General features: G+C 66.7%; 23 protein-coding genes. 10 read left to right on the top strand and 13 right to left on the bottom strand.

All coding sequences use genetic code 11. The features are described 5' to 3' along the window. Positions 1 to 31: 31 nt before the first annotated feature. The 5 genes from NMD1_RS09115 to NMD1_RS09095 all read right to left on the bottom strand — a co-directional run bounded on the left by NMD1_RS09115 (position 32) and on the right by NMD1_RS09095 (position 2,412). On the bottom strand, positions 32 to 568 hold the full coding sequence (locus tag NMD1_RS09115) for an AAA family ATPase (RefSeq protein ID WP_125954479.1): 537 nt from the start codon (positions 566 to 568) through the stop codon (positions 32 to 34). Then, positions 565 to 1,149 carry a nicotinamide riboside transporter PnuC gene (gene pnuC / locus NMD1_RS09110; RefSeq protein WP_125954478.1) on the bottom strand — a complete coding sequence of 195 codons (585 nt, stop codon included), beginning with the start codon at positions 1,147 to 1,149 and terminating at the stop codon, positions 565 to 567. The genes NMD1_RS09115 and pnuC overlap by 4 nt, the downstream gene beginning before the upstream one ends. A 13-nt stretch (positions 1,150 to 1,162) precedes the next feature. Next, entirely contained in the window at positions 1,163 to 1,507 is a 345-nt protein-coding gene (locus NMD1_RS09105; protein ID WP_375600796.1) for an arsenate reductase, read from the bottom strand. Then, complete coding sequence (locus NMD1_RS09100) at positions 1,507 to 1,941, bottom strand: DUF4279 domain-containing protein (protein WP_158453932.1); 435 nt, start codon at positions 1,939 to 1,941, stop codon at positions 1,507 to 1,509. The genes NMD1_RS09105 and NMD1_RS09100 overlap by 1 nt, the downstream gene beginning before the upstream one ends. A 159-nt stretch (positions 1,942 to 2,100) precedes the next feature. Beyond that, positions 2,101 to 2,412, bottom strand: coding sequence for an antibiotic biosynthesis monooxygenase (locus tag NMD1_RS09095; protein ID WP_125954475.1), 312 nt, complete (start codon positions 2,410 to 2,412; stop codon positions 2,101 to 2,103). 130 nt (positions 2,413 to 2,542) lie between these two features. On the opposite strand from NMD1_RS09095, the gene aroC reads away from it, so the two are divergent. After that, positions 2,543 to 3,643, top strand: a complete 1,101-nt coding sequence (aroC, locus tag NMD1_RS09090; RefSeq protein WP_125954474.1) for a chorismate synthase — start codon at positions 2,543 to 2,545, stop codon at positions 3,641 to 3,643. 140 nt (positions 3,644 to 3,783) lie between these two features. Here aroC and NMD1_RS09085 read toward each other — a convergent pair whose 3' ends face one another. After that, complete coding sequence (locus NMD1_RS09085; RefSeq protein WP_125954473.1) at positions 3,784 to 4,557, bottom strand: enoyl-CoA hydratase-related protein; 774 nt, start codon at positions 4,555 to 4,557, stop codon at positions 3,784 to 3,786. A gap of 146 nt (positions 4,558 to 4,703) precedes the next feature. Here NMD1_RS09085 and NMD1_RS09080 point away from each other — a divergent pair, with 146 nt between their 5' ends. Next, positions 4,704 to 6,014, top strand: a complete 1,311-nt coding sequence (locus NMD1_RS09080; RefSeq protein WP_125954472.1) for a dicarboxylate/amino acid:cation symporter — start codon at positions 4,704 to 4,706, stop codon at positions 6,012 to 6,014. Between the two features lie 157 nt (positions 6,015 to 6,171). Here NMD1_RS09080 and NMD1_RS09075 read toward each other — a convergent pair whose 3' ends face one another. From NMD1_RS09075 to dapB, 3 genes are read right to left on the bottom strand one after another with little or no spacing between them, the layout of a single operon-like run. Further along, entirely contained in the window at positions 6,172 to 6,615 is a 444-nt protein-coding gene (locus tag NMD1_RS09075; RefSeq protein ID WP_125954471.1) for a hypothetical protein, read from the bottom strand. Beyond that, positions 6,612 to 7,322 (bottom strand): endonuclease III, encoded by a 711-nt coding sequence (gene nth / locus NMD1_RS09070; protein WP_124809723.1) that lies wholly within the window; start codon positions 7,320 to 7,322, stop codon positions 6,612 to 6,614. Before nth ends, NMD1_RS09075 begins: the two co-directional genes overlap by 4 nt. Then, positions 7,319 to 8,047 (bottom strand): 4-hydroxy-tetrahydrodipicolinate reductase, encoded by a 729-nt coding sequence (dapB, locus tag NMD1_RS09065; RefSeq protein WP_125954470.1) that lies wholly within the window; start codon positions 8,045 to 8,047, stop codon positions 7,319 to 7,321. The genes nth and dapB overlap by 4 nt, the downstream gene beginning before the upstream one ends. Positions 8,048 to 8,412: 365 nt before the next feature. Between dapB and NMD1_RS09060 the strand changes: the two genes are divergently transcribed. After that, complete coding sequence (locus tag NMD1_RS09060) at positions 8,413 to 8,733, top strand: hypothetical protein (RefSeq protein ID WP_125954469.1); 321 nt, start codon at positions 8,413 to 8,415, stop codon at positions 8,731 to 8,733. A gap of 77 nt (positions 8,734 to 8,810) precedes the next feature. Continuing rightward, positions 8,811 to 9,509 (top strand): NAD-dependent deacylase, encoded by a 699-nt coding sequence (locus NMD1_RS09055; protein WP_125954468.1) that lies wholly within the window; start codon positions 8,811 to 8,813, stop codon positions 9,507 to 9,509. A 221-nt stretch (positions 9,510 to 9,730) separates the two neighbouring features. Here the strand turns inward: NMD1_RS09055 and NMD1_RS09050 are convergent, their stop codons facing one another. The 4 genes from NMD1_RS09050 to NMD1_RS09035 all read right to left on the bottom strand — a co-directional run bounded on the left by NMD1_RS09050 (position 9,731) and on the right by NMD1_RS09035 (position 15,563). Further along, positions 9,731 to 10,504: a HesA/MoeB/ThiF family protein gene (locus tag NMD1_RS09050; protein WP_199558098.1), complete on the bottom strand. Its 774-nt coding sequence runs from the start codon at positions 10,502 to 10,504 to the stop codon at positions 9,731 to 9,733. Positions 10,505 to 10,520: 16 nt separating this feature from the next. After that, positions 10,521 to 11,894: a class II 3-deoxy-7-phosphoheptulonate synthase gene (locus NMD1_RS09045; RefSeq protein ID WP_124809719.1), complete on the bottom strand. Its 1,374-nt coding sequence runs from the start codon at positions 11,892 to 11,894 to the stop codon at positions 10,521 to 10,523. Positions 11,895 to 11,998: 104 nt separating this feature from the next. Beyond that, positions 11,999 to 14,902 carry a pitrilysin family protein gene (locus NMD1_RS09040; protein ID WP_125954467.1) on the bottom strand — a complete coding sequence of 968 codons (2,904 nt, stop codon included), beginning with the start codon at positions 14,900 to 14,902 and terminating at the stop codon, positions 11,999 to 12,001. 70 nt (positions 14,903 to 14,972) lie between these two features. Beyond that, the gene (locus tag NMD1_RS09035; RefSeq protein ID WP_125954466.1) at positions 14,973 to 15,563 is read right to left on the bottom strand and encodes an FKBP-type peptidyl-prolyl cis-trans isomerase; all 591 of its coding nucleotides are present in this window, start codon (positions 15,561 to 15,563) and stop codon (positions 14,973 to 14,975) included. Positions 15,564 to 15,729: 166 nt separating this feature from the next. Between NMD1_RS09035 and NMD1_RS09030 the strand changes: the two genes are divergently transcribed. From NMD1_RS09030 to NMD1_RS09005, 6 genes are all read left to right on the top strand, one after another. Beyond that, positions 15,730 to 16,029, top strand: coding sequence for a hypothetical protein (locus NMD1_RS09030; protein WP_124809716.1), 300 nt, complete (start codon positions 15,730 to 15,732; stop codon positions 16,027 to 16,029). A gap of 87 nt (positions 16,030 to 16,116) precedes the next feature. Next, complete coding sequence (locus tag NMD1_RS09025) at positions 16,117 to 16,698, top strand: NifU family protein (RefSeq protein WP_125954465.1); 582 nt, start codon at positions 16,117 to 16,119, stop codon at positions 16,696 to 16,698. 64 nt (positions 16,699 to 16,762) lie between these two features. Continuing rightward, entirely contained in the window at positions 16,763 to 17,356 is a 594-nt protein-coding gene (locus tag NMD1_RS09020; RefSeq protein WP_124809714.1) for a malonic semialdehyde reductase, read from the top strand. Between the two features lie 27 nt (positions 17,357 to 17,383). Then, the gene (gene tsaB, locus NMD1_RS09015) at positions 17,384 to 18,013 is read left to right on the top strand and encodes a tRNA (adenosine(37)-N6)-threonylcarbamoyltransferase complex dimerization subunit type 1 TsaB (protein WP_125954464.1); all 630 of its coding nucleotides are present in this window, start codon (positions 17,384 to 17,386) and stop codon (positions 18,011 to 18,013) included. A 38-nt stretch (positions 18,014 to 18,051) separates the two neighbouring features. Continuing rightward, entirely contained in the window at positions 18,052 to 18,480 is a 429-nt protein-coding gene (locus NMD1_RS09010; protein ID WP_371432816.1) for a GNAT family N-acetyltransferase, read from the top strand. A 161-nt stretch (positions 18,481 to 18,641) separates the two neighbouring features. Continuing rightward, positions 18,642 to 19,106, top strand: a complete 465-nt coding sequence (locus NMD1_RS09005) for a MucR family transcriptional regulator (RefSeq protein WP_125954463.1) — start codon at positions 18,642 to 18,644, stop codon at positions 19,104 to 19,106. The last annotated feature ends 61 nt before the right edge of the window (positions 19,107 to 19,167 follow it).

Below are 19,167 nucleotides of genomic sequence, written 5' to 3'. Positions count from 1 at the left end.
GCGCCGGGCCAACAGGGCCGCGCGCCACTCTTTATCGCGCCGGCGGCTTCGGCCCGGCGCGGCGCAACGCTTCCTCGATCGCCGCCACCGCCTGCGCCTCGCGGAACGGCCAGTCGCCCGCGATCCGGCGATAGGTCACGCCCGTGCGCACCAGCATGTCCTCGGCGATCGCGGCGAAGCGCGCGCGCTTCTCTTCGGTGCCGAAAAAGCGCGTGCCGTCGGCCACCCACGGCACGTCCGGCTCGAACAGCAGGTACAGATCCGCCTTGGGATAGGCCAGCAGCGCCTCGGGCACGTCGTCGAACAGCATCTGCGCCCAGGCCGCCGTCATCAGCGGATCGGTATCCAGCACCAGCACCTGCGGCTGGAGCAGCGCCGCCCCCCGCACTGCCCGGTCGTGCCCCTCGGCGATCTCCAGCAGGTCGCCCATGGTCAGTTCCAGCCCCATGGTTTCGCAGAACGAACGCCCGTATTCGGGCACCCACGGCCAGCCGAATCGCTTGCGCAACCGGTCGGCCAGCACCGATTTGCCGGTGCTTTCGGCGCCATGAAAACAGACCTGGATCACGCAAACACCTCATTCCCCGCCGGCCGCCGCGCCGCGCCGATCCACGCGCGCAGGCCCACCGCCGACATCACCAGAAACGCGCCGTACAGCGCCGCCAGCAGCGGCAACCCCCGCGCCAGATAGAGCGCGATCGAAACCACGTCGATCGCGATCCACAGCACCCAGTTCTCGATCCGGCGAAACGACAGCAGGAACTGCGCGGCGATGCTCGCCCCCGTCACCGCCGAATCCGCAAAGGGCAGCGCGGCATTGGTGAAGCGGTGCATCGCCCAGCCCAGCGACAGGCTGAGCGCCGCCGTCACCCCGGCCCACGCGATCCGCTGCCGGGCGCTCATCCAGCCCACCGGCACGCCAGCTTCCTCGCCGCCTTTCGCCCGGCTCCACAGCCACCAGCCCCAGCCGTTGACCACGAAAAAGAACGCCTGCAGCCCGGTTTCGCCGTAGAGCCGCGCGCGGAACAGCACGAAGGCCGTGGCCGTCACCATCGCCATGGCGGCGGGGAAGTTCCACACCGACCGCCGCACCAGCAGGGCGATGTTGATCAGGCCCAGAACGGCGGCCAGGGCCTCGACGGGGTTCACCGGCGCGCGCCGCTCAGCCCAGCGCCGCCGCCCATTCGGCGTCCTTGAACCCCACCAGCAGCCCGCCGGGATATTCCACGATCGGCCGCTTGATGGTGGAGGTATGCTCCGCCATCAGCGCCACCGCCTTGTCCGTGTCGAGATCGGACTTGGCCGCGTCGTCCAGCTTGCGGAAGGTGGTGCCCGCCTTGTTGAGCACCTTGTCCAGCCCCGCCTGCGCCACCCAGCCCGCGATCCGCGCCGGGTCCGCGCCCTGCTTCTTGTAGTCGTGGAAGGTATAGGCGATGCCTCTGGTTTCCAGCCAGACGCGCGCTTTCTTCACGGTATCGCAGTTGGGAATTCCGAACATTATTAACATCATGACATGTCCTTAACATCCGAAGCGATGGGTGCGTATAGGTCAAAATCGATAGCCAGCCCGCGTTCAGCCAAAAGCATCAGTGCACCTGGTTCCAGAGTAAGGCCGCCGGTCCAATCGCGGAAATAACCGCCCACGCTCACATGGCAGTGGAAACGACTCGTCACCGATTTCCAGATCGTCAAATCCTGGGTCAATCGCTCAAAGAGCGTCGCAATCTGATTCCCGATGATGGGAGCGTTCTCCCAATCGCCGCCAAACCGCCACATGCCCGTTCTGGCCGTAATCTGTTTTCCATCGTAACTGGTAAATGTTTCCCCTTTGCGCACGCCCAGTTGAGGCTTGGCCGCAAGGAGGGTTGTAATTTCATCGGGATCCAGCTCGTCCTCGGTGATCGATAAGGACACGATTGCCCGCTGCAGGGCATCGGTCACCCTGAAAGCACCACTTTTCCGTTTGCATTGGAAATAGATTGGTCCCCGTTGGGAATGCCGTAAACCATCAGGGCCACGCGCCGATCCTTTGCGTCAGACTTTCCAGTCCCTTAGCGTCGATCGGCACGGGCGGCAAACGGCGCGATTGCGGATGCGGCGCTAAGCCCCGTCCCGGCAGAAGCGGCGCGTCCGCGTGGGGTTGCCGGCATAAAGCGTGTAATCCTGGTAGTAGGCATCGCGCGAACGCCCCTGCACCTCGATGTGCGCCACCTGCCGCCGCCAGCCCAGCGCGGCCTCCTCGCTTTCCCATTCGGACAGCGCCAGCACCTCGCCATCGTCGGCGTGATAGCTCTTGAACGAGACGAAGCCGGGCTGCGTGCGCGCCAGGCGCTCCATGCGCGCGGCATCGACGGAATAGGCATCGGCATCGATGTCGGCGCGCTTGCGGTTGCGGAAAACGACGATGAACATGCGCGCTTTCTAACAGAATGTTACCAAAATGGGCGCAAATTCTGCGATAGCCGCAAAGTGCGGCGATGAATATCGCAGACAAGCATGCCGGCATGGACATTTCCGGCGAATCCCGACAAAGCCGCAGCCCATGAGCCTGAACAGCTTCGGACACGTCTTCCGCTTCACCACCTGGGGGGAAAGCCATGGCCCCGCGCTTGGCGCGGTCGTCGACGGGTGCCCGCCCGGCATCCCGCTGACCGAAGCGGACATCCAGCCGTTCCTCGACGCGCGCCGCCCCGGCCAGTCGCGCTTCACCACGCAGCGGCAGGAACCGGACCAGGTCCGCATACTCTCCGGCGTGTTCGAGACGGCCGACGGCGTGCGGCGCACCACCGGCACCCCGATCAGCCTGATGATCGAGAACGTGGACCAGCGTTCGAAGGACTATGGCGACGTGGCCAAGGCCTATCGCCCCGGCCATGCCGACTATGCCTATGACGCCAAGTACGGTTTTCGCGATTATCGCGGCGGCGGGCGGTCTTCCGCGCGCGAAACCGCCGCGCGCGTGGCGGCGGGCGCGGTGGCGCGCCAGGTGCTGGACGGCGTGGCGATCACCGGCTGGGTCAGCGAAATCGGCGGCGACGCGATCGATCCCGCCCGGTTCGATGCGGCGGAAATCGGCCGGAATCCGTTCTTCTGCCCCGATGCCGAAGCCGCCGCGCGCTGGGAAAAGCGGGTGGACGAGGCGCGCAAGGCCGGCTCCTCGCTGGGCGCGGTGGTCGAATGCGTGGCCACCGGCGTCCCCGCCGGCTGGGGCGCGCCGCTCTATGCCAAGCTCGATGCCGAACTTGCCCACGCGATGATGGGAATCAACGCGGTGAAGGGCGTGGAAATCGGCGATGGCTTCGCCGCCGCGCGCAACACTGGCGAAGGCAACGCCGATCCGATGCGCCCCAAGCGGCCGGACGAGGGCAACGACGGCCCGGCGTTCCTCGCCAACCATGCCGGCGGTGTGGCCGGCGGCATTTCCACCGGCCAGCCGGTGGTGGTGCGCGTGGCGTTCAAGCCCACATCGTCGATTCTCACGCCGATGCCCACGATCACGCGCGAGGGCGAGGCGACCGAGCTGTTCACCAAGGGCCGCCACGATCCGTGCGTGGGCATTCGCGGCGTGCCGGTGGTGGAAGCGATGATGGCGCTGGTGCTGGCCGACCAGAAGCTGCTGCACCGCGCGCAGACCGGGCGCTGAGGCGGCAGAGACCCGCTTCACCCCCTCCCCGTTATCCCGGGCTTGATCTGGTATCCCACTGGAATAGCGGAAAAATCGGGATACCCGATCACGTCCGGGATAACGGCCGTGCAATCCGTTACGAGACGGTCACAGGAAGCCTACCGCCCCTGCCATTCCGGCGCGCGCTTTTCGGCGAAGGCGCGCGGCCCTTCGGCGGCATCGGCGCTGTTGAACCACGTCCCGAACGCGGGATAGCGCGCCTGGTTGGCGAGCGCGGAAGCCAGATCGGGTTCGTCCAGCCCGCGCATCACCGCCTGCTTGGACGCGCGGACGGAAAGCGGCGCGCCTTTCAGGATCGCCGCCGTCCAGCGCTCCACCGCCGCGTCCAGGTCGCCATCGGGCACCACCTCGGTCACGAAGCCGAGCCGCTCGCCCTCGCGCGCGTCGACCCGGCGCGAGGCGAGGATCATGCCCATCGCCTGCTTCAGCCCGATCTGGCGGGCAAGGCGGTGCACGCCACCGCCCAGCGCCACCGCGCCCACCAGCGGTTCGGGCAGGCCGAATCCTGCGCTTTCCACCGCGATGATGATGTCGCAGGCCAGCGCCAGCTCGAATCCGCCGCCCAGCGCCAGACCGTTGACCGCCGCGATGATCGGCTTGTCGCAATCGAACCGCTGGATCAGGCCGGCATAGCCGTGCGCCGGATAGGGCTTGCGCCCTTCCGCCACCACGGATTTCAGATCGGTGCCGGCGCAGAAGGCCCGGCCCGCGCCCGTTACCACGCAGATCCACTGTTCCGGATCGGCGGCGAAGGCGTTGAATGCCTGCTCCAGTTCGTCATGCATCGCCGCGTTGATGGCGTTCAGCACCTCCGGCCGCGCCAGTTCGATCCGCGTCACCCGTCCGCGCCGCTCCACCCTGATATGCTGCATCCCATCCCTCTTTCCTGATTTTCGCGGAGCAACCTATGCACCTTTGTCGTGGATGAACACCCGCCGATGGCGTTGCGGGGGGCGGATACGGCCGTTAGTCTCAGCCGCAACAACTGCAGCGACATTTCAGCGGGAGCGATCGTCCCTTGGCCAAGCGCCTTACCCTCTACATCGTGATCGGCATGATCGCCGGCATTCTCGTCGGCTATGCGCTCAACCGCGCCTACCCCGCCAGCGATCCCTCGCTCGCCTTCTATGCCGATCTGCTGAAGCTGCTGCCAGAGATTTTCCTCCATCTTATCAAGATGATCATCGCGCCGCTGGTCTTCGCCACGCTGGTCAGCGGCATCGCCGGCATGGGTGATAGCGCCGCGCTCGGGCGGATCGGCGGGCGGGCGCTGGGCTGGTTCATCACCGCCAGCCTCATCTCGATCGGGCTGGGGCTGGTGCTGGTCAACCTGTTCCAGCCCGGCGTCGGCCTCGCGTTCGAGGCGGCGGGGCCGGTCAAGGATCTGGCGACGGCGGACTTCACGCTGCGCCACTTCATCCTGGCCGTGTTCCCCACCAGCATCATCGACGCGATGGCGCGCAACGATGTGCTGCAAGTGCTTGTATTCTCGCTGTTCTTCGGTGTCGCGCTGTCGGCGCTGGGCAAGAAGGGCACGATGATCGTCGAAGGGTGCGATGCGCTGGCGCAAGTCATGCTCACGATCACCGACTACGTGATGCGCCTTGCCCCGCTTGCGGTGTTCGGTGCGCTCGCCGCCGTGATCGCCACCAAGGGCCTTGGCATTATCATTACCTACGGCGTGTTCGTCAGCGAATTCTATTTCGGCCTGCTGCTGCTGTGGACGCTGCTGTTCGCGATGGGCACCGCGTTCCTGGGCAAACGCGCGCTGCTGTTGGCGCGCTACATCCGCCAGCCGGTGCTGCTCGCCTTCTCCACCGCCAGTTCGGAAAGCGCGCTGCCCAAGCTGTTCGAACAGCTCGACCGCTTCGGCGTGCCGCGCCGCATATCGGGCTTCGTGCTGCCGCTGGGCTACAGCTTCAACCTCGACGGGTCGATGATGTACACCAGCTTCGCCACGATGTTCATCGCGCAGGCTTACAACATCCCGCTCTCCGCCGGGCAGCAGATCGCCATGCTGCTCACGCTGATGGTCACCTCGAAGGGCATCGCCGGCGTGCCGCGCGCCAGCCTCGTCGTGATCGCAGCCACGCTGACGCAGTTCGGCCTGCCAGTGGAGGGCGTGGCGCTGCTGCTCGGCGTGGATACCTTTCTCGACATGGGGCGCACCGCCACCAACGTCGTCGGCAACGCGGTGGCCACTTCGGTCATCACCAAGTGGGAAGGCATGTTGCAGCCCCCGCTCGATCCCGACGCCGAACCGCCGATGCCCCCGCACGGCACGCCCGAACACGGCCGGAAGGGGCTCAATCTCGATCCGGATCAGTAGGCCCGATCAGGAGGGGTTCGGCGCAACGCTAAAGCGCCCGGACTCCCCGAAATGAGACCCCGAACCGCGCAAAACGTAACGTAACGACGTGTCCGAGGTGACGTTACAGGAAGGGTCTGGCGCCAGGCCTCGCCCCCGCCCCGCCGCCAGAAAAACCCTACTTTTTCAGCTTTTTCGCCAGTTCCACCGGCTGGAAACTGCCCAGCCCGCACGATCCGCGCGGGCCGCCGCCACCGCCCGTGGCGATCACGGTGATGATGTCGGTGTTGCACAGCTGCGACAGCGAGGTCGCGTAGCTGAACGCCCGCTCGAAGCCCAGCGAACTGCAGCGATAGGGCAGCGTGTTGCGGTACCACTTGTTGCCCGCCGTGCGGAAATCGATCGTCCAGTCGTCGCGCACCTGGCTTTCGCGAATCCCGACCAGCGGAATGCAGCTGACCGCCGGGCCGGTGGGCGTGGCGGCAGGCACGTCGCGCCGGTGTCCGTCGGTTGAGGTAGTGCGGGTGGTGGGAGTGCCGGCGGCCATCCCCATCGAACCGCCGATCGCGGTGGCGGCAGCGGTGGCCAGTATCAGGCCGGCGGCGTATCCCGTGCGCTTCATGGCGTGCTCTCCTTGCTTGCCCGCGTTTTCGTGCGCGCGGCGGGCGCTTTCGCGGAGTCGGGCTTCACGCCCTTGGCCGGAGTTTTCGCCTTGTAGGCGCAAAGGTCAATCACCGGGCAGCGCCAGCATTCGGGCGTGCGCGCCTTGCAGATATAGCGGCCGTGCAGGATCAGCCAGTGGTGCGCGCCCACGCGGAACGGCTGTGGCACCTTCTTTTCGAGCTGCTTCTCCACCGCCAGCGGCGTCTTGCCCTTCGCCAGCCCCGTGCGGTTGCCCACGCGGAAGATATGCGTGTCGACCGCGAACGTCTCCGCGCCGAACGCGCAGTTCATCACGACATTGGCGGTCTTGCGGCCCACGCCGGGCAGTTCGGTCAGCTTGTCGCGGTCGGCCGGAACCTCGCCGCCGTAATCGCGCACCAGGATTTCGGACAGCGCGATCACGTTCCTGGCCTTGGCGTTGAACAGGCCGATCGTCTTGACGTGCTGCTTCAGCCCTTCTTCGCCCAGATCGATCATCGCCTGCGGCGTCTTCACGTCGCGAAACAGCGCGCGCGTGGCCTTGTTGACGCCCACGTCGGTCGCCTGCGCCGAAAGCACCACCGCCACGAGCAGCTGATAGGTATTGCCGAATTCCAGCTCGGTCTGCGGATCGGGGTTGGTTTCCGCCAGCCGCCGGAAGAACTCGAAGATCGCGTCCTTCTTCAAAGCCCCAGCACCTCCGGCATGGTATAGCGCCCGGCCGCGCGCCCGATCAGCCATTCCGCCGCGCGCACCGCTCCGCGGGCGAAAATCGCCCTGTTTTCCGCGAGATGCGACAGAGAAACACGCTCGTTGTCGGCCAGGAAATGCACGGTGTGATCGCCCGCCACGGTGCCGCCGCGCAGCGAAGCGAAGCCGATCGTGCCCGCCTGCCGCGCCCCGGTGATGCCATCACGCCCGCGCACCGCGGCTTCCGCCAGCGACACGGCGCGGCCCTTCGCCGCCGCCTCGCCCAGCAGCAGCGCGGTGCCCGAAGGCGCGTCCACTTTCATGCGGTGGTGCGTCTCGACGATCTCGATGTCCCAGTCCTCGCCCAGCCGGCTCGCCGCCTCGCGCACCAGATGGGCGAGCAGCGTCACGCCCAGCGAGGTGTTGCCGGTCTGGAGCACGGCCACCGCATCCGCCGCCACATCGCACAGGAAATGGTGGCGTTCCTCCAGCCCCGTGGTGCCGATCACGATCGGCACGCCCGCCGACACCGCCGCATCGAGATTGCCTTCGAGCGCCGCCGGAGCCGAGAAATCGACCAGCACGTCGCTCGCCCGCGCCAGCGCCAGCACATCGCCGCCCCGGTCGATTCCGCCCGCCAGATCATGCCCCGCCGCCGCAACCGCCGCGCGCAGCGCCTGCCCCATGCGTCCTTCACTGCCGATAATTCCGATTCTGGCCATGGCTCACCCCGTTTGCGCGGAGCTTCATGGGCGCGATGCGCGCACTGCGCAATATCGTCGTCCGCCCCGGCGCGGGCATCTGCACGGCGAGCCTGCGAAACCCGGAGATGAGCTGGTGACTTCTGAAAATGATATTAAATCAAAGGTTTAATTGTGTCAGAAGCCACCGCTGCGGAAGGGCCGTCGCACCCACGGCAAAGTTGCAGACGGTTTGTTAACCACGCCAATCTATAAAACGCTCATCGCACTTATCGAATCACGTCATTTATTCGTTTCATCGACCCAAGCGGGTCGATTTTTGCCTACCGCTTTGATTGAGAGCGGCGAGACTTGGATGTCAGACCTTCGTGGGGCAGGATGACCTTGTGAAGGTATTGGTCTCACTTCACACGCAATTCAGCCAAATGCCTCCCGATGCGGTTTGGCTTATCGAGAGTCCTCATAACCGTGCGTGGTTCAACCTGCACCATCACGAAGTCGATGCGAATAGCGCGACCTTCCGGGATTGGTGCGAGCCGACGGACATAATTTCGGCCGTCATCGACCATCATCCGGCTTGGGGGCAAATCGTCGTTGAGGGGCTTCCCTTGACGCTCGACCTGGCGGAAGCGTTTGCTCGGTATGGTGAGGTGCTTGCCCTGCAAGACGGCTTCACAATCACATCGATGAAAGACAATAGCCATTAGTCGCGAACGATCGTGCTTGCCTGCATCAGGATTTTTGGGGGCGCGCGCGTTCATAATTCGGAGGGCATAACTCCCAGATGGCAGCCATTCGCAACATCGTGATCCTCACCGGTGCGGGCATCAGTGCGGAAAGCGGCATCGATACGTTTCGCGGAGCGGGCGGGTTGTGGGAGAACCACCGGGTGGAGGACGTTGCCACGCCCGAAGCCTTCGCGCGCGATCCCGATCTCGTGCTGCGCTTCTACGACATGCGCCGCGCGGCGATTCAGACGCGCGACCCCAATGCAGCCCACGCCGCGCTCGCGCGGCTGGACCGGGAATGGCGGGGCAACCTGTTGATCGTGACGCAAAATGTGGATGACCTGCATGAGCGCGGGGGCGCAAGAAGAGTGCTCCACATGCACGGCGAGCATCTCAACGCCTGGTGCACCGCCTGCGACGCGCGTTCGCGCTGGACCGGGCCGCTGATCGACCGCCCGCCCTGCCCGGTATGCGGCGCCCCGGCGCTGCGGCCGGACATCGTGTGGTTCGGCGAGATGCCCTATCGCATGGAAGAGATTTACGACGCGCTGCGCGCGGCGGACCTGTTCGTCTCGATCGGCACCTCGGGCGCGGTCTATCCCGCCGCCGGCTTCGTCCGCAACGCGCGCGATCTGGGCGCGGCTACGCTGGAGCTCAATCTCGAACGCTCGCAGGGGTCCGGCTGGTTCGACGAAAGCCGGCTCGGCCCCGCGACCGAACTGGTCCCGGCCTGGGTGGACGAAATGCTGGGCTGACTGTGGAGAGCATGATGACTCAAGCTTGATCCGCTTCGTCATTGCGAGCGTAGCGAAGCAATCCAGAGCCCCCCGCTCAACCCTGGATTGCCGCAGGGCTTTGCCCCTCGCAATGACGATTGAAGGCTATGTCATCAGATTATAGGTCGCGCAGGGATCGCAGAGGGCGCGGAGGAGTGGTCGGCTTCGACGACGCGCTTTCCGCGATCCCGGCGCGAACCCTATTGAACGCCGCCACACCCCCCGCATTCGGGGTCTTTCGCGATGCGCATCGCCCGCAGCGAGGGCTTGAGGCCGTCGAACACGTGCAACTGGCCCCACTGCGGATCGCCAAGCGAGGCCACGCCTTCCAGCAGCGCGCGCAGGGCGTGCATCGCCCCGAACGCGCCGATCATGCCCACCATCGCGCCCAGCACGCCCAGATCGGCGCAGGAATCGCAGTCCTCGGCGTCGAAGGCATCGCCCACGAAGCAGCGGTAGCAGGAATGCCCTTGGCGATGGCCGGCGAAGTTCGCCACCTGCCCCTGGAAGCGGCCGAGCGCGGCGCTGGTGAGCGGAATGCCCGCCGCCACGCAGGCGTCCGACACCGCCAGCCGCGTGGCAAAGTTGTCGCAGCCATCGAGCACGAGGTCCGCTCCGGCGATCAGTTCCGCCGCGTTGCCCCGGTCGATCCGCGCCACGCGCACGTCGAAATTGATTGCGGGATCAAAGGCTTGCAACCATTCGCCCGCCACCTCGGCCTTCGGTCGCCCGATCGCGGCGGGGGTAAAGATCGTCTGGCGCTGGAGGTTCGACGCCTCGATCACGTCATCGTCGATCAGCGTGAAGCGCCCGATTCCAGCGCCCGCCAGGTATTGTAGCGCGGGCGAGCCGATTCCGCCCAGCCCCACCAGCACCACGTGCGAACGCACCAGCTTCGCCTGCCCCGCCCCGCCCACGTCGGGCAGCACGATATGGCGGGCGAAGCGGTCCAGTCTGTCCGGCGCCAGCGTCATGCCGCGAATCCGGCGGTCAGGCCGCCTCGGCCTTGCTGCCCGCCAGTTCCAGGTTGAGCATTTCCGCCAGCAGGAACGCCAGTTCCAGCGATTGCCCGGCGTTGAGGCGCGGATCGCAATGCGTGTGATAGCGGTCCGCCAGCCCTTCCTGCGTGATCGCGATCGCGCCACCGGTGCATTCGGTCACGTCCTTGCCGGTCATCTCGATGTGGATGCCGCCGGCATGGGTGCCTTCGGCGCGGTGGACGGCGAAAAAGCCCTTCACTTCCGAGAGGATACGGTCGAACGGACGGGTCTTGTAGCCGTTGTCCGCCTTGATCACGTTGCCGTGCATCGGATCGCAGCTCCACACCACGGGATGCCCTTCGCGCTTCACCGCGCGCACCAGCGCCGGCAGGCCGGCTTCGACCTTGTCGTGCCCGAAACGGCTGATCAGCGTGATGCGGCCCGCCTCGCGCGCCGGATTCAGCGTGTCGAGCAGGCGCAGCAGCGCGTCGGGCGCCAGGCTCGGCCCGCACTTCATGCCGATCGGGTTGCCCACGCCGCGCAGGAATTCGACATGCGCGGAGCCGTCGAACCGCGTGCGATCGCCGATCCACAGCATGTGCGCGCTGGTGTCGTACCAGTCGCCGGTCAGCGAATCCTGCCGCGTCATCGCCTGTTCGTACTGCAGCAGCAGCGCTTCGTGGCTGGTGTAGAAGCTGGTCCCCTGCAACTGCGGCACGCTCGACGGATCGACGCCGCAGGCCTGCATGAAGTCCAGCGCCTCGCCGATCTTGTCGGCCATTTCGGTGAACTTCGCCGCCCACGGGCTGCGGCCGACGAAATCGAGCGTCCACTGGTGGACCTGGCGCAAATTGGCATAGCCGCCGCCGGCGAAGGCACGCAGCAGGTTCAGCGTCGCCGCCGACTGGCTATAGGCGCGCAGCATCCGGTCGGGATCGGGAATCCGCGATTCGGGTGTGAAATCAATGCCGTTGATGTTGTCGCCGAGGTAGCTGGGCAGTTCCACGCCGCCCTGCGCTTCCACTGGCGAGGAGCGCGGCTTGGCGAACTGCCCGGCCATGCGGCCGACCTTTACCACCGGCTGCTTGCTGGCGAAGGTCAGCACCACCGCCATCTGCAGCAGCACGCGGAACGTGTCGCGAATCGTGTTCGGATGGAATTCGGCAAAGCTTTCGGCGCAGTCCCCGCCCTGGAGCAGGAAACCCTTGCCCGCGCCCACTTTCGCCAGCTCGGCCTTCAGCGCGCGTGCTTCGCCCGCAAAGACCAGCGGCGGAAAGCTCGTCAGGGTCGTTTCGACCTCGCCCAGCTTTTCGGCATCGGGATAAGCCGGCATGTGCCGCGCTTCTTGTCCCCGCCATGAATCCGCAGTCCAGTTGCTTGCCACGTTTCCTTCCTTTCAAGGGGCGGGGCCATACGCCTCCCTGTGGACAATTGCAAAGGAACCGTTGCGATCACCGTGATCGCTTTCCGCACCGTTGCGGACGCGCGCTATTGGCCCTTCTTTTCCGGCACCACTTCCAGCCGCCAGCTCTGGTCCTTGCGCAGATAGCGCGCGGCCATGGCCTGCATCCGTTCGGGCGTGGTCTGGCTGTAATCGGACAGGATCGAGCGCAAGTCGGCGAACTTCTGCGGCTCGGTCGCCCCGCCTTCCAGCTGGAACATGTAGAAGCCGTTGCCCGTGCTGGCCCGCGTGATCAGCTGCTTGAGCGGCTCGGTCACGCGCGCGATCTCGTCGGCGGTGGGCGGCGTGGCGGCCAGATCGGCGGCGATCTTGTCGGCGGCGGCGAAGAACGCGGGCAGGTCCTGCGGGCGCAACTGCACCGTGGCGGCGAGGTATCCGCCGGTGGGCAGGTCCAGCGGCCAGGTCGAGGCCACCTGCGGCGCATAGCTCGCCCCGATCTTCTCGCGCATCTCGTCGAACAGGCGGTTGTTGATGATCTGCGCCAGGAGTTCGAGCTGGCGCGATTCGTGGACGCCGGCGCGCCCGCCGCCGGTCGGCCAGGCGACCAGCGCGGCGGCGGTGTTGGCATCGCCGCGGTGCGTCAGCACCAGCGGCTCCTCGTTGTGCGCGGGGATGTGCGGGGCCAGCGTGGACGCGGGCGCCGGATCGCGCTTCGGCAGCGCGCCGAAGGTCTTTTCCAGCGCGGCGATCGCGTCTTCCCGCTTGAAATCGCCGAACATGTCGATCTCGATCGGCCCCTGCTTCAGCAGCGGCTCCCACACCTGGCGGAAGCCCTCGGGCGTCGCCTTGTCAAGCTCGGCGGGGGTCGGCACGGCATAGCGCGGATCGCGGTTCTTGAGCAGCCAGTTGGCATCGCGCGTCAGCACCGACTGGGGCGAAGCGGCATAGCTTTCATACTGCAACCGTGCCGCCGCGCGGGCGCGCAGCACCGGATTCGCGTCCCAGCGCGGCGTGGCCAGCTTGCCCGCCATCAGGTAGAGCTGGTCGGCCATGTCCGCCGGGCGCGTATCGGCCGTCATCGTGAAATCGGTATCGTCGATATCGAAGTTCAGGCTCAGCTTGCGGCCCGTCGCCAGCCGGTCCAGGTCCTCGCGGCTCAGGTTGCCGAAGCCGCTGTCCATCAGCGCCGCCTCGGCCAGCGGACCATAGACCGCGTCCTTCGGATCGATCGCGGCATAGCCGCCGCCGAAGCGCACTTTCATGATGATCCGGCCCGGTTCGGCATCGTTGGGCCACAGCAGCACCTTGACCCCGTTCGAGAGTTCGAGCTGCTCGATCTCGAGAATCCCGGTCTTCTGCGCCGAAGCCACCGTGCCCGGCGTGCCGATCGGCGGCAGGTCGGCGAACTTGATGGTGGAGGCGGCCAGGCGGCTGCCCTTGGCGGCATCGACCGGCGCCAGCAGCGCGGTGCGCAAGTCGGCGGCGGTCGCATCGCTGGCCGATGGCGTGATCAGCACCGGCCGCACCACCGTGCCGGTGAACAGCGTGCGCGTGTGCTGGAGCACGGCGGCCGGCGTGAACAGCGGAATGCTGCTCTTGAACACGTTATAGACCGTTTCGGGCGATGCCACCGTCTCGCGGATGTCGACGGCGTTGACGATATCGTCGGCCAGCTTCGATCCGGCGAGCGTTTCCTGCGTTTCCACCGGCACCTTGAAGGCCACGTCGAACTCGGCGACCTCGCGCGCGATCTCTTCCTTGCTCGGCGGCGTGGTCAGCGCATCGGCGATCACCGCGCGCACGTCGCGCACCGCCGCCTTCCAGTCGTCACCCAGCGGGGTGACGTTGACGATCGTGGCGTCGGTGGAGCGGGAGATGTCCTGCTGTTCGACCGAGGCCGCCAGGAAACTGCCGCCCGCGCGCGCCTTCGCCTCCAGCCGGCGGTTGATCAGCGCCATCGCCAGCCGGTCGACCATCAGGCCCTGGTTATAGGGGATAGTGTCGTTTACCTTCACCCACGGGCGCAGGATGGCGTAGTTGAAGATGCGCGGCAGGTCCGGCTCCACCAGCACGCGCGCATCGCCCACCGGGTTCTTCGGATCGGCGCCGGCGGGCGCCGCCGGCTTGCCGAAATCGGGCTGCGCCGGCTTGGGGCCGGTGCCCTTCCACGGACCGAACCACTGCGTGATCTCCGCGATCAGCGCCTGGGGATCGGCATCGCCGGCCACCACGATCACCGCGTTGTCGGGCCGGTACCACTTGTCGTGGAACGCCTTGACGCTTTCCGATGTCGCGGCCTGCAGCGTCTCCACCGTGCCGATGGGGGACCGCGCCGCCAGCAGCTGCCCCTTGAAGAACAGCTCGCGCGTGCCGTCCAGCGCGCGGGCCTGCGCGCCGGACCGTTCGCGCATTTCGGCGAGCACGATCGGCACTTCGGTCTTGACCCCCTGCGGCGTGAAGATCGGCGCGGTGATCATGCCCGACAGCAGGCGGAACGTTTCGTCCAGCTTGGGCGGCGTGGCATCGGGAATGTCGAGCTTGTACACCGTCTGCGTCGCGGTGGTCTCGGCATTGGTGTCGCTGCCGAACGTCGCGCCCAGCCGCTGCCAGGTCGGCACCGCCTCGCCCGACTTCAGGTACTTCGAATCGCGGAAGGTCAGGTGCTCGATCAGGTGCGCGAAACCGCGCTGGCTGTCGGTCTCGTAAAGCGAGCCGGCATCGACCAGCACGCGGATCGAAACCTGCCCCGGCGGCACCCCGTTGCGGCGCACGGCATAGCGCAGCCCGTTGGGCAGTTCGCCGAAGATCCATTCCTTGTCCTGCGGCACGTCGCTGCCGCGATAGAGCCACGGCACCGGTGCTTTCGGCGCGGGCTTCGCCGCTGTGGCCGCGCGGCGGGCCGGGGCCCTCGCCTCGGCGACGGTGCCTGTCAGCAGCAGGACGGGAAGGATCAGGCAGAGATGGCGGGCGCGCCGGGAGAAGGACGTCATCCCGCCTCTATAGGAAGCGCGTGGATGAAGGGCCAGTGAATAGGACCGGCCCCGTTTCCGGCGCGATCGGTCAGGGCTGCGGCGCGGCGGCGGCGCCCGGCGCGCCCTGCTGGGCCTGCGCCGCCTTGCGCATGGCTTCCACTTCGGCGGCGGACTTGTGGTCCACCAGTTCCACCTGGAACACCAGATCGGCGTTCGCCGGGATGTCGCCCGCGCCCTGCGCACCGTAGCCTTGCGCCGACGGCACGCACAGGCGGTAGATCGCGCCCTGCGGCAGCAGCTGCAGCCCTTCGGAAAAGCCCGGGATCACGCCGCCCACGGGGAACGCGGCCTGCATCCCCTGATCGAACACCGCGCCGGTCGCGGCGATATAGCCGATGTAGTTGACCAGCACGAAATCGTCCTTGGTCGGCTTCGCGCCGTCGGCGGGCTTGAGCACGGTATAGCCGAGGCCCGACGCCGTCTTCAGCGCGCAGGCGCGCTGGCTGGCCGGGATCACGGGATTGAGCGGCAGCGGGATGATCTGCCCCGCGGCAGCCGGCGCGGCGGGGGCCGCCGCCATGGCGAATCCCGGCGCCAGCGCAAGGGCCAGCGCGGTGAACGCGCGGCCGGCGGAAACGAAAAAGGCGGAGGGGCGCGGCGCGCGGGAGAAGGTGCTCATGCCGTCGCTATAAGGGCACGGGCTGGCGTCGAACAGTCGCGATTTGTCGCATATCGACCATCGGGATCGGGATTAAGACCTGCTTAACCATGGCCCGCCAGAAAGGCTTAACCACGTCATGGGAAAACCATGAGGCCCACAGCGAAGGCAGGAGCGAGTCGACCGGATGACGATCAGCAGCGATTATAGTTCTCCGGTCTGGGTCAATGGCTTTTCCTGCCGCAATTGTTCGGAAGTGGCGCTGGCCCAGAAGAACGTTGACCCCGCGAATCCCACGGCGGGGCCGTTCGGCGTCAACGATCCGAAGAAGGCCGATCGCAACGTTCTGTCGGCCGATCCGGCGCAGCATGATCGCATGAAGTCCATCCATTACGAGCTTCAGGCCTCGCAAGGGTCGTCGATCAGCGCGGCCTACAGCGGCGTGGCCACGGTCGCGCCGGGGCAGTTCGTCAACGTCACGGCCTGAACGCAGGGCCGGAACCCCGCCGCCAACCGGACACCGGCCTCACGCCCGGGGCTTGACCCCCTCCGCCGCGCGCCTACATGCACAAGTATGTTCATCGAAACCGAAACCACGCCTAACCCGGCCACGCTGAAGTTCCTGCCCGGCGAGCAGGTCATGCCGTCGGGCACGCGCGAATTCCTCTCCGAAGAGGAAGCCGCCGCTTCGCCGCTGGCCGAGGCGCTGTTCACGCTGGGCGATGTGACCGGCGTGTTCTTCGGCCGCGATTTCGTCTCGGTCACGATCGCGCCGGGATCGCAGTGGTCGGATGCCAAGCCGCAGGTGCTTTCGGTGCTGCTCGATCACTTCGTCAGCCAGGCCCCGCTGTTCGCGCCCGGCACCGCCGCCGGCATCGTCGTTCCCGGCGAGGAGGCTGACGCGGACGTGGGTGACGATCCGGCCGACGCCGATGTCGTGGCGCAGATCCGCGAACTGATCGAAACCCGCATCCGCCCGGCGGTGGCGAACGACGGGGGCGACATCGTCTATCGCGGCTTCCGCGAAGGCGTGGTCTTTCTGCAGATGCAGGGCGCGTGCTCGGGCTGTCCGTCGTCCACGGCCACGCTCAAGCACGGCATCGAAAGCCTGCTGAAGCACTACGTGCCCGAAGTCAGCGAAGTCCGCGCCGCCTGATTTCGGGGGCTGCCGGCCCCAGGGCTGGACCCCGCCACTGCCCGAACAACGCCCAGGAGTCCTCATGTCCCAGCCGCTTGCCGATGCCGCGCTCGATCAGCTTTTCCGTACCGCGCGCACCTATAACGGGTATCTCGACAAGCCGGTGACCGAAGCGCAGCTTCACGCGATCTGGGACCTGATGAAGATGGGGCCGACCTCGGCCAACCAGATGCCCGCGCGGCTGGTCTGGTGCGTCACGCCGGAAGCCAAGGAAAAGCTCGCGGCGCTGGCCGGCGGCGCCAATCCCGACAAGATCCGGCAGGCCCCGGCCACCGTGATCATCGGCATGGACCTCGATTTCCATGAACAGTTGCCCTGGCTGTTCCCGCACACCGACGCCAAAAGCTGGTTCGACGGCAATGAGCCGCTGCGCCAGATTTCGGCGATGCGCAATTCCACGCTGCAGGGCGGCTATTTCATCCTCGCCGCGCGCGCGCTGGGCCTGGATACCGGGCCGATGTCGGGCTTCGACAACGCCGCCGTCGACGCCGCGTTCTTCGCCGATACGCCGCGCGTGAAGTCCAACTTCATCTCCACGCTGGGCTATGGCGATCCCGCCACGATCTTCGAGCGCAGCCCGCGCCCGGATTTCGGGACTTTCAACACGATCGCCTGACCGGCGCCTGACCGGCGGACCAACCCTATGAGACGTCTCGTCATCGACAGCGCGACGGAAGATTGCTCGGTCGCGCTGTTCGACGGGGATGACCTGATCGCGGGCGAATGCCTCGCCCTGGGGCGCGGCCACGCCGAACGGCTGGTGCCGATGATCGCCGCCCTGCCCGGGAAGGGCCGCGCCGATGCGATCGCGGTCGATTGCGGCCCCGGCAGCTTCACCGGCATCCGCGTCGGCCTTGCCGCCGCGCGCGCGCTGGCGCTGGCGTGGGGCGCGCGGATCGAAGGCTTCGAAAGCCTGGCGCTGGTCGCCGCCATGGCGCGGCGCGATCATCCGCAGGCCGCCATCGATGTGGTCATGACCGGCGGGCACGGCGAATGGTTCTTCCAGTCCTTCGACGCGGCGGGCCGGCCGACCGAACCGGTGCTCTCGCTCGCGCCCGAGGACGCCGTGGCCCGCTCCACCGCGCCGCTGGTCGCGGGCAGCCAGGCCGAAGCGGTGGCGGCGCGGCGTGGGGAAACCGGCGCGGCGCCTCTCGCCCTGGTGCTGCGGCCGGATGCGCGCGCCTTCGCGCTGCTGCCCGAACAGGCGATCGCCGCCGATCCCGCCCCCCGCTATGGCCGCGCGCCCGACGCGAAGCTGCCCCAACCGCGATGATCGCGCCCGAAGACGATCTCGACCGGATCATCAGCGTCATGGAGCGGGCGTTTCCGCCCGAATACGGCGAGGCCTGGAACCGCCGGCAGGTGGCCGACGCGCTGCTGCTCGGCCGCTGCCGCTACGGCCTGATCGCAGCCGACGGCGGTTCCGCCGTCGAACCGGGTGACGAAACCGCCGGCTTCTTCCTCGGCCGCAGTATTCTGGACGAAGAAGAACTTCTGCTTTTCGCGATCGCTCCCGAATACCGCCGACGGGGACTTGGCCACCGTCTTTTGTCGCGGTTCATCGACGAAGCGCGCGCGAACGGGATCAAACGCGTCTTTCTCGAGATGCGGCATGGCAATCCCGCGATGCATCTCTACACCGCGCATGGATTTACCCCGGTGGGCATCCGGCGCGCCTATTACCGGACGCCGGGCGGCGAACGGCTCGATGCGATCAGTCAGGAACTCGTATTGGACTGAGGCAATACGGCCGGCATGAAAAATCATTCATATTGCGGCCTTTCATGTAACAATGCGTTGTCTTGAAAACGAATGGTTCTATAGGAATTGATCCTATATGGTCCCTGGGACAACCATATCAAAATACGCAAAACCAGAAAACTCAGAAGGTCGACATAGAAATGAGTGAAATCGAAAACGACATGCGTGAAACGCTGATCACGCTCACATCGGACATTGTTGCCGCGCACGTCAGCAACAACAGTGTCTCGGTTGGCGATCTGCCCACGCTGATCTCGAACGTCTATTCGGCGCTCGCGGGCCTGAACCCCGGCGAACCCGCTCCCGAACCCGCGCCCGAGCCGGCGGTTTCGATCCGCGCGTCGGTCAAGAACGATCACATCGTCTGCCTGGAAGACGGCAAGAAGCTGAAAATGCTCAAGCGCCACCTCGCCACGCGCTACAACATGACGCCGGAACAGTACCGCGCGCGCTGGAACCTGCCCGCCGACTATCCCATGGTCGCGCCGGCCTATGCCGAAAAGCGCCGCGAACTGGCCAAGAAGATCGGCCTGGGCCGCAAGCCCGCCACGCCGGCCCCTGCCGCGCCCAAGCGTGGCCGCGCCAAGGCCGCCTCGGCGTCCTGAACCTGCCGCGTCTTCGCAGGTTGAAGAATTGGCCCGCCGGTCTATGATCGGCGGGCCAATT

Origin of the sequence: Novosphingobium sp. MD-1 (genome assembly GCF_001014975.1) — a bacterium.
In the GTDB taxonomy this organism is placed as follows: Bacteria; Pseudomonadota; Alphaproteobacteria; order Sphingomonadales; family Sphingomonadaceae; genus Novosphingobium.
The sequence above is the reverse complement of the archived record's forward strand: the minus strand, read 5'-3'. Positions and strand labels throughout refer to the sequence as shown.

Excerpts from the sequence above, each read along its gene's own strand:
- tsaB (WP_125954464.1), top strand. The coding sequence starts at position 17,384 with ATGAGACGTCTCGTCATCGACAGCGCGACGGAAGATTGCTCGGTCGCG.
- NMD1_RS09105 (WP_375600796.1), bottom strand. The coding sequence starts at position 1,507 with ATGTTAATAATGTTCGGAATTCCCAACTGCGATACCGTGAAGAAAGCG.
- NMD1_RS09095 (WP_125954475.1), bottom strand. The coding sequence starts at position 2,412 with ATGTTCATCGTCGTTTTCCGCAACCGCAAGCGCGCCGACATCGATGCC.
- aroC (WP_125954474.1), top strand. The coding sequence starts at position 2,543 with ATGAGCCTGAACAGCTTCGGACACGTCTTCCGCTTCACCACCTGGGGG.
- NMD1_RS09075 (WP_125954471.1), bottom strand. The coding sequence starts at position 6,615 with ATGAAGCGCACGGGATACGCCGCCGGCCTGATACTGGCCACCGCTGCC.
- NMD1_RS09030 (WP_124809716.1), top strand. The coding sequence starts at position 15,730 with ATGACGATCAGCAGCGATTATAGTTCTCCGGTCTGGGTCAATGGCTTT.
- NMD1_RS09085 (WP_125954473.1), bottom strand. The coding sequence starts at position 4,557 with ATGCAGCATATCAGGGTGGAGCGGCGCGGACGGGTGACGCGGATCGAA.
- NMD1_RS09035 (WP_125954466.1), bottom strand. The coding sequence starts at position 15,563 with ATGAGCACCTTCTCCCGCGCGCCGCGCCCCTCCGCCTTTTTCGTTTCC.
- NMD1_RS09025 (WP_125954465.1), top strand. The coding sequence starts at position 16,117 with ATGTTCATCGAAACCGAAACCACGCCTAACCCGGCCACGCTGAAGTTC.
- dapB (WP_125954470.1), bottom strand. The coding sequence starts at position 8,047 with ATGGCCAGAATCGGAATTATCGGCAGTGAAGGACGCATGGGGCAGGCG.
- NMD1_RS09050 (WP_199558098.1), bottom strand. The coding sequence starts at position 10,504 with ATGACGCTGGCGCCGGACAGACTGGACCGCTTCGCCCGCCATATCGTG.
- NMD1_RS09055 (WP_125954468.1), top strand. The coding sequence starts at position 8,811 with ATGGCAGCCATTCGCAACATCGTGATCCTCACCGGTGCGGGCATCAGT.
- NMD1_RS09005 (WP_125954463.1), top strand. The coding sequence starts at position 18,642 with ATGAGTGAAATCGAAAACGACATGCGTGAAACGCTGATCACGCTCACA.
- NMD1_RS09010 (WP_371432816.1), top strand. The coding sequence starts at position 18,052 with ATGGAGCGGGCGTTTCCGCCCGAATACGGCGAGGCCTGGAACCGCCGG.
- NMD1_RS09020 (WP_124809714.1), top strand. The coding sequence starts at position 16,763 with ATGTCCCAGCCGCTTGCCGATGCCGCGCTCGATCAGCTTTTCCGTACC.
- NMD1_RS09040 (WP_125954467.1), bottom strand. The coding sequence starts at position 14,902 with ATGACGTCCTTCTCCCGGCGCGCCCGCCATCTCTGCCTGATCCTTCCC.